The sequence below is a fragment of the Pseudomonas sp. RA_15y_Pfl2_54 genome (assembly GCF_963971015.1).
In the GTDB taxonomy this organism is placed as follows: domain Bacteria; phylum Pseudomonadota; class Gammaproteobacteria; order Pseudomonadales; family Pseudomonadaceae; genus Aquipseudomonas; species Aquipseudomonas baetica_A.
In genome coordinates, this window is record NZ_CAXAPN010000030.1 from 88,671 (window position 1) to 96,496 (window position 7,826).

The following is a 7,826-nucleotide window of genomic DNA, read 5'->3' on the forward strand; positions in this document are numbered from 1 at the left end:
AGTAAATGACTATGCAACGCTATTCGGGCTTCGGCCTCTTCAAACACTCCCTCAGCCACCACGAAAACTGGCAGCGCATGTGGCGCACGCCCACGCCGAAAAAGGTTTACGACGTGGTCATCGTCGGCGGCGGCGGGCATGGTCTGGCGACGGCCTACTATCTGGCCAAAGAACACGGCATCACCAACGTGGCCGTGGTCGAGAAAGGCTGGCTGGGCGGCGGTAACACCGCGCGCAACACCACCATCGTGCGCTCCAACTACCTGTGGGACGAGTCGGCGCACCTGTATGAACACGCGATGAAATTGTGGGAAGGTCTGTCGCAAGACCTGAACTACAACGTGATGTTCTCCCAGCGTGGCGTCTACAACCTGTGCCACACCCTGCAGGACATCCGCGATTCCGAGCGTCGGGTCAGCGCCAACCGCCTCAACGGCGTCGATGGCGAACTGCTCAACGCCAAGCAAGTGGCTGACGAGATTCCGTACCTCGACTGCACGAAAAACACGCGCTACCCGGTGCTGGGTGCGACCGTCCAGCGTCGCGGCGGCGTCGCCCGTCACGATGCCGTGGCCTGGGGCTTTGCCCGTGCCGCCGACGCCCTCGGTGTGGACTTGATCCAGCAGACCGAAGTGATCGGTTTTCGCAAGGAAAACGGCGTGTGCATCGGCGTCGAAACCAACAAAGGCTTCATCGGCGCCAAGCGTGTCGGCGTGGTGACGGCCGGTAATTCCGGACACATGGCGAAACTGGCCGGTTTCCGTCTGCCGATCGAATCCCACCCGCTGCAAGCGCTGGTGTCCGAGCCGATCAAACCGATTATCGACAGCGTGATCATGTCCAACGCCGTGCACGGTTACATCAGCCAGTCCGACAAGGGCGATCTGGTGATCGGCGCCGGTATCGACGGCTACAACGGCTACGGCCAGCGCGGTTCGTACCCGGTGATCGAGCACACCATCCAGGCCATCGTCGAGATGTTCCCGGTGCTGTCGCGGGTGCGCATGAACCGTCAGTGGGGCGGCATCGTCGACACCACGCCGGACGCCTGCCCGATCATTTCGAAAACCCCGGTACCGAACATGTTCTTCAACTGCGGTTGGGGCACCGGTGGCTTCAAGGCCACACCTGGCTCGGGCAACGTGTTTGCCGCCAGCCTGGCCAAGGGTGAAATGCACCCGTTGGCCGCACCGTTTTCCATCGACCGTTTCCACAACGGCGCCCTCATCGACGAACACGGCGCTGCTGCCGTCGCCCACTAACAGGAGAAATCCCCATGTTGCATATCTTCTGTCCTCACTGCGGCGAACTGCGCTCCGAAGAGGAATTTCATGCATCCGGTCAGGCGCACATCCCGCGCCCGCTGGACCCTGCCGCCTGCACCGACGAGGAGTGGGGCGACTACATGTTCTTCCGCGACAACCCGCGCGGTCTGCACCACGAGCTGTGGGATCACGTCGCCGGTTGCCGCCAGTACTTCAACGCCACTCGCGACACCGTGACCTACGAGATTCTCGAAACCTACAAGATCGGCGAAAAGCCGCAATTCACCGACAAGGCTGACCCTGCAAAAACAGCCACGACGGCGCTGGGAGAGAAGGTATGAGCCAGACCAATCGCCTGTCCAACGGTGGACGGATCGACCGCAACAAAGTGCTGAGCTTCACCTTCAACGGTCAGACCTACAAAGGCTTCGAGGGTGACTCGCTGGCCGCCGCGCTGATCGCCAACGGTGTCGACATCATCGGTCGCAGCTTCAAGTATTCGCGTCCACGGGGCATTTTCGCTGCCGGTGCCGAAGAGCCGAACGCCGTGCTGCAGATCGGTGCGACCGAAGCCACGCAGATCCCCAACGTGCGCGCCACGCAACAGGCGTTGTACCAAGGCCTGGTCGCGACCAGCACCAACGGTTGGCCCAACGTCAACAACGACATGATGGGCATTCTCGGCAAGGTCGGCGGCAAGCTGATGCCACCGGGTTTCTACTACAAAACCTTCATGTACCCGCAATCGTTCTGGATGACGTACGAGAAGTACATCCGTAAGGCTGCAGGTTTGGGCCGTTCGCCGACCGAAGTCGATCCGGACACCTACGACTACATGAACCAGCACTGCGACGTGCTGATCGTCGGCGCTGGCCCTGCGGGTCTGGCCGCTGCACTGGCGGCTGCGCGCAGCGGTGCCCGGGTGATTCTGGCTGACGAGCAGGAAGAGTTCGGCGGCAGCCTGCTCGATTCGCGCGAAAGCCTGGACGGCAAACCGGCGATGGACTGGGTTGCCAGCGTCATCGCCGAATTGAAAGACACCCCGGACGTGCTGCTGTTGCCGCGCGCCACGGTCAACGGCTACCACGACCACAACTTCCTGACCATTCACGAACGCCTGACCGATCACCTCGGCGACCGCGCGCCAATCGGTCAAGTGCGTCAGCGCATCCATCGCGTTCGTGCCAAGCGTGTGGTGCTGGCGACCGGCGCTTGCGAGCGTCCGCTGGTTTACGGCAACAACGACGTGCCGGGCAACATGCTCGCCGGTGCTGTGTCGACTTACGTGCGCCGTTACGGCGTGGCGCCGGGCAAGAAACTGGTGCTGTCGACCAACAACGATCACGCCTATCGCGTGGCGCTGGACTGGCTCGACGCCAGTCTGCAAGTGGTAGCCATCGCCGACGCCCGCAGCAATCCGCGCGGTGCGCTGGTGGAAGAAGCCCGCGCCAAAGGCATCCGTATCCTCACCGGCAGCGCCGTGATCGAGGCGCGTGGCAGCAAGCGCGTGACCGCTGCCCGCGTCGCCGCGATTGATGTCAAGGCGCACGCCGTGACCAGCCCGGGCGAATGGCTCGACTGCGATGTGGTCGCGACTTCCGGGGGTTACAGCCCGGTGGTTCACTTGGCCTCGCACCTGGGCGGCAAGCCGACCTGGCGCGAAGACATCCTCGGTTTCATACCGGGCGAAGCACCGCAGAAACGCGTGTGCGTGGGTGGCATCAACGGCGTTTACGGTCTCGGCGATTCGCTGGCCGACGGTTTTGAAGGTGGCGTGCGCGCTGCCAGTGAAGCCGGTTTCGCGGCGGTCGAAGGCACGCTGCCCAAAGCCCTGAGCCGTCTCGAAGAGCCGACGCTGGCGCTGTTCCAGGTGCCGCATGAGAAGGGCACGGCCCGTGCGCCGAAGCAATTCGTCGACCTGCAAAACGACGTCACCGCCGCCGCCATCGAACTGGCGACCCGCGAAGGTTTCGAGTCGGTCGAGCACGTCAAGCGCTACACCGCGCTGGGCTTCGGCACCGATCAGGGCAAGCTCGGCAACGTCAACGGTCTGGCCATTGCCGCCCGTTCGCTGAACGTGACCATCCCGCAGATGGGCACCACGATGTTCCGCCCGAACTACACGCCGGTCACTTTCGGCGCCGTGGCCGGCCGTCACTGTGGGCACATCTTTGAACCGGTGCGCTACACCGCACTGCATCAATGGCACCTGAAAAATGGCGCCGAGTTTGAAGATGTGGGCCAGTGGAAACGTCCGTGGTACTTCCCGAAAAACGGTGAAGACCTGCACGCGGCCGTAAAGCGCGAATGCAAAGCCGTGCGCGACAGCGTCGGCCTGCTCGATGCCTCGACCCTGGGCAAGATCGACATTCAAGGCCCGGATGCCCGCGAGTTTCTCAACCGCGTGTACACCAACGCCTGGACCAAGCTCGACGTGGGCAAGGCCCGTTATGGCCTGATGTGCAAAGAAGACGGCATGGTCTTCGACGACGGGGTGACGGCTTGCCTGGCCGACAACCATTTCGTCATGACCACCACCACCGGCGGTGCGGCGCGCGTGCTGCAATGGCTGGAGCTGTACCACCAGACCGAATGGCCAGACATGAAGGTCTACTTCACGTCCGTCACCGACCACTGGGCGACCATGACCCTGTCCGGGCCGAACAGCCGCAAGCTGCTCAGCGCCGTGACCGACATCGATCTGGGCAACGAAGCGTTCCCGTTCATGACCTGGAAGGAAGGTCTGGTTGGCGGTGTGCCGGCGCGGGTGTTCCGCATCTCGTTCACAGGTGAGCTGTCGTACGAAGTCAACGTGCAGGCCGATTATGCGATGGGCGTGCTGGAGAAAATCGTCGAGGCCGGCAAGCCGTACAACCTGACCCCGTACGGCACTGAAACCATGCACGTTCTGCGCGCCGAGAAAGGTTTCATCATCGTCGGTCAGGACACTGACGGCTCGATGACCCCGGATGACCTGAACATGGGCTGGTGCGTCGGTCGCACCAAACCGTTCTCGTGGATCGGTCAGCGCGGCATGAACCGTGAAGACTGCGTGCGTGATCAGCGCAAACAGTTGGTGGGCCTGAAACCGATCGACCCGAATGTGTGGCTGCCCGAAGGTGCGCAGTTGGTGTTCAACACCAAGCAAGCGATCCCGATGACCATGGTCGGTCACGTGACCTCCAGTTACGCGCACAACTCCCTCGGTTATTCGTTTGCCATGGGCGTGGTCAAGGGCGGTCTCAAGCGTATGGGTGAGCGGGTGTTTGCGCCGCTGGCCGATGGCAGCGTGATCGAGGCGGAGATTGTGTCTTCGGTGTTCTTCGATCCGAAGGGCGACCGTCAAAATATCTGATAGACCGAGTCGCGGCCTTCGCGAGCAAGCCCGCTCCCACAGGGGAATGCATTCCAGATGTGGGAGCGGGCTTGCTCGCGAAGGCGCCAGTAGATTCACCACAGAATTCAGCAAAGGTGCTTTATGACCACAGCCAACGTGTACCAACAACGCCCGACCACCGGTGCCCGTGCCGAGTCGTCGCTGCACCATGCCGACCTCGCCAGCCTGGTCGGCAAGGGCCGCAAGAGCGCCGGCGTGATCGTGCGTGAGAAAAAACTCCTCGGCCACCTGACTCTTCGTGGCGATGGCCACGATGCCGCTTTCGCCGCCGGTGTGCACAAAGCATTGGGCATCGAACTGCCCGGCGCTCTGAGCGTCATCGTCAAAGGCGAAACCAGCCTGCAATGGATGGGCCCGGATGAATGGCTGCTGATCGTGCCCAGCGGTGAAGAGTTCGCCGCCGAGCAAAAGCTGCGCGAAGCCTTGGGCGATCTGCACATCGCCATCGTCAACGTCAGCGGCGGCCAGCAAGTGCTCGAACTGAGCGGGCCGAATGTGCGTCAGGTGCTGATGAAATCCACCAGCTACGACGTGCACCCGAATAACTTCCCGGTCGGTAAAGCGGTCGGCACGGTGTTCGCCAAATCGCAGTTGATGATTCGCCATACCGCTGAAGACACCTGGGAGCTGCTGATCCGTCGCAGCTTCTCGGATTACTGGTGGTTGTGGTTGCAGGATGCATCGGCCGAGTACGGCCTCAGCGTCCAGGCCTAGGAGACACAACCATGAGCCGCGCCCCAGACACATGGATTCTGACCGCCGACTGCCCCAGCGTTCTCGGCACTGTGGACGCGGTGACGCGTTTTCTGTTCGAGCAGGGTTGCTACGTCACCGAGCACCACTCCTTCGATGACCGGCTCTCGGGCCGCTTCTTCATTCGCGTGGAGTTTCGCCAGCCTGACGGTTTCGACGAACAAACCTTTCGCGCCAGCCTCGGCGAGCGTGGTCAGGCCTTCGGCATGGTCTTCGAGCTGACCGCGCCGAACTACCGGCCAAAAGTGGTGATCATGGTCTCCAAGGCCGATCACTGCCTCAACGACTTGCTCTACCGCCAGCGCATCGGCCAATTGTCGATGGACGTGGCGGCGGTGGTGTCCAATCACCCGGACCTCAAGCCGTTGGCCGACTGGCACCAGATTCCCTACTACCATTTCCCCCTCGACCCCAACGACAAGCCGTCGCAGGAGCGTCAGGTATGGCAGGTGATCGAAGAGTCCGGCGCTGAGCTGGTGATCCTCGCCCGCTACATGCAGGTGTTGTCGCCGGAGCTGTGCCGCAAGCTTGATGGCAAGGCAATCAACATCCATCACTCGCTGCTGCCGGGCTTCAAAGGCGCCAAGCCGTATCACCAGGCCTATAACAAAGGCGTGAAACTGGTGGGGGCGACGGCGCATTACATCAACAACGATCTGGATGAAGGGCCGATCATCGCCCAGGGCGTCGAGGCGGTGGATCACAGCCATTACCCGGAAGATCTGATTGCCAAGGGACGGGATATCGAAGGTCTGACCTTGGCCCGGGCCGTTGGCTATCACATCGAAAGAAGGGTGTTTTTGAACGCCAATAGAACAGTCGTTCTCTAGATCGCTTTCGCGAGCAAGCCCGCTCCCACAGGGATTGGTGTCGTTCGCAAAATTTGAATTCACCACCGAACCCAGTGGGAGCCGGCTTGCTCGCGAAGGAGCCATTACTGACAACGCAGCACCCACAAGCAATAACCCGAGCACTTAACGCGCTGCCTGCCTGGGCAACGCGGTTCCATAAAAACAACAGCGAGGTGAAAGCATGTCTGGCAATCGTGGTGTGGTGTATCTCGGCGCTGGCAAGGTCGAAGTACAGAAAATCGACTATCCGAAAATGCAGGACCCGCGCGGTCGCAAGATCGAGCACGGGGTCATTCTCAAGGTGGTTTCCACCAACATCTGCGGCTCCGACCAGCACATGGTGCGCGGCCGTACCACGGCGCAGACCGGTCTGGTGCTGGGTCATGAGATCACCGGCGAAGTGATCGAAAAAGGCTCCGACGTCGAAAACCTGAAAATCGGTGATCTGGTTTCCGTTCCGTTCAACGTGGCTTGCGGGCGCTGCCGTTCCTGCAAAGAGCAACACACCGGCGTCTGCCTGACCGTCAACCCGGCCCGTGCCGGCGGCGCCTATGGCTATGTCGACATGGGCGACTGGACCGGTGGCCAGGCCGAATATGTGCTGGTGCCGTACGCCGACTTCAACCTGCTGAAACTGCCGGATCGCGACAAGGCCATGGAGAAAATCCGTGACCTGACCTGCCTCTCCGACATTCTGCCGACCGGTTATCACGGCGCGGTTACTGCCGGCGTTGGCCCGGGCAGCACCGTTTACATTGCCGGCGCCGGCCCGGTCGGTCTGGCCGCTGCGGCTTCGGCACGTTTGCTGGGCGCTGCTGTGGTGATCGTCGGTGACGTCAACACCATCCGCCTGGCCCACGCCAAGGCGCAGGGTTTTGAAATCGTCGACCTGTCCAAAGACACGCCGCTGCACGAACAGATCGCCGCACTGCTGGGCGAACCGGAAGTCGATTGCGCGGTGGACTGCGTCGGCTTCGAGGCACGCGGCCACGGCCACGACGGCGTCAAAGCCGAGGCGCCGGCCACCGTGCTCAACTCGCTGATGGGCGTGGTGCGCGTAGCGGGCAAGATCGGCATTCCCGGTCTGTACGTCACCGAAGATCCGGGCGCCGTGGACGCTGCCGCGAAAATGGGCAGCCTGAGCATCCGCTTCGGTCTGGGCTGGGCCAAATCCCACAGCTTCCACACCGGCCAGACCCCGGTGATGAAGTACAACCGCCAACTGATGCAGGCGATCATGTGGGACCGCATCAACATTGCCGAAGTGGTCGGCGTGCAGGTCATCAGCCTTGATCAGGCGCCGGAAGGGTACGGCGAGTTCGATGCCGGCGTGCCGAAGAAGTTTGTGATTGATCCGCACAAGTTGTTTAGTGCGGCGTAAGTTATTACCAATAAAAAAGGGCAACCCGTCGGGTTGCCTTTTTTATTGGTGATGTCTCGTCCTGAATAAGGTTTACACCTTCTGGCTTCTTATCAGGAGGGTGCAATGGATACGGGCGCAAAACGTAGTCAGCGCGATTACACGCTGACTTTTAAATTGTCAGTTGTCGACCAAGTAGA

Annotated in this window: 6 protein-coding genes; all 6 read left to right on the plus strand. The window is 61.5% G+C overall.

From position 1 onward, the window contains the following. Positions 1–11: 11 nt before the first annotated feature. Positions 12–1,262, plus strand: coding sequence for a sarcosine oxidase subunit beta (locus AACY50_RS20920; protein WP_221731155.1), 1,251 nt, complete (start codon positions 12–14; stop codon positions 1,260–1,262). Between the two features lie 14 nt (positions 1,263–1,276). Next, the gene (locus tag AACY50_RS20925) at positions 1,277–1,606 is read left to right on the plus strand and encodes a sarcosine oxidase subunit delta (RefSeq protein ID WP_339430259.1); all 330 of its coding nucleotides are present in this window, start codon (positions 1,277–1,279) and stop codon (positions 1,604–1,606) included. Beyond that, positions 1,603–4,620: a sarcosine oxidase subunit alpha gene (locus AACY50_RS20930; protein ID WP_339430258.1), complete on the plus strand. Its 3,018-nt coding sequence runs from the start codon at positions 1,603–1,605 to the stop codon at positions 4,618–4,620. Before AACY50_RS20925 ends, AACY50_RS20930 begins: the two co-directional genes overlap by 4 nt. A gap of 123 nt (positions 4,621–4,743) precedes the next feature. Next, positions 4,744–5,376 carry a sarcosine oxidase subunit gamma gene (locus AACY50_RS20935; RefSeq protein WP_339430257.1) on the plus strand — a complete coding sequence of 211 codons (633 nt, stop codon included), beginning with the start codon at positions 4,744–4,746 and terminating at the stop codon, positions 5,374–5,376. An 11-nt stretch (positions 5,377–5,387) separates the two neighbouring features. After that, positions 5,388–6,245, plus strand: coding sequence for a formyltetrahydrofolate deformylase (gene purU, locus AACY50_RS20940; RefSeq protein ID WP_339430256.1), 858 nt, complete (start codon positions 5,388–5,390; stop codon positions 6,243–6,245). Positions 6,246–6,447: 202 nt separating this feature from the next. Beyond that, a complete protein-coding gene (gene fdhA, locus AACY50_RS20945) occupies positions 6,448–7,647 on the plus strand; it encodes a formaldehyde dehydrogenase, glutathione-independent (RefSeq protein ID WP_093429915.1) in 1,200 nt (399 codons plus the stop codon). Positions 7,648–7,826: the final 179 nt, after the last annotated feature.

Excerpts from the sequence above, each read along its gene's own strand:
- AACY50_RS20920 (WP_221731155.1), top strand. The coding sequence starts at position 12 with ATGCAACGCTATTCGGGCTTCGGCCTCTTCAAACACTCCCTCAGCCAC.
- AACY50_RS20925 (WP_339430259.1), top strand. The coding sequence starts at position 1,277 with ATGTTGCATATCTTCTGTCCTCACTGCGGCGAACTGCGCTCCGAAGAG.
- AACY50_RS20930 (WP_339430258.1), top strand. The coding sequence starts at position 1,603 with ATGAGCCAGACCAATCGCCTGTCCAACGGTGGACGGATCGACCGCAAC.
- AACY50_RS20935 (WP_339430257.1), top strand. The coding sequence starts at position 4,744 with ATGACCACAGCCAACGTGTACCAACAACGCCCGACCACCGGTGCCCGT.
- purU (WP_339430256.1), top strand. The coding sequence starts at position 5,388 with ATGAGCCGCGCCCCAGACACATGGATTCTGACCGCCGACTGCCCCAGC.
- fdhA (WP_093429915.1), top strand. The coding sequence starts at position 6,448 with ATGTCTGGCAATCGTGGTGTGGTGTATCTCGGCGCTGGCAAGGTCGAA.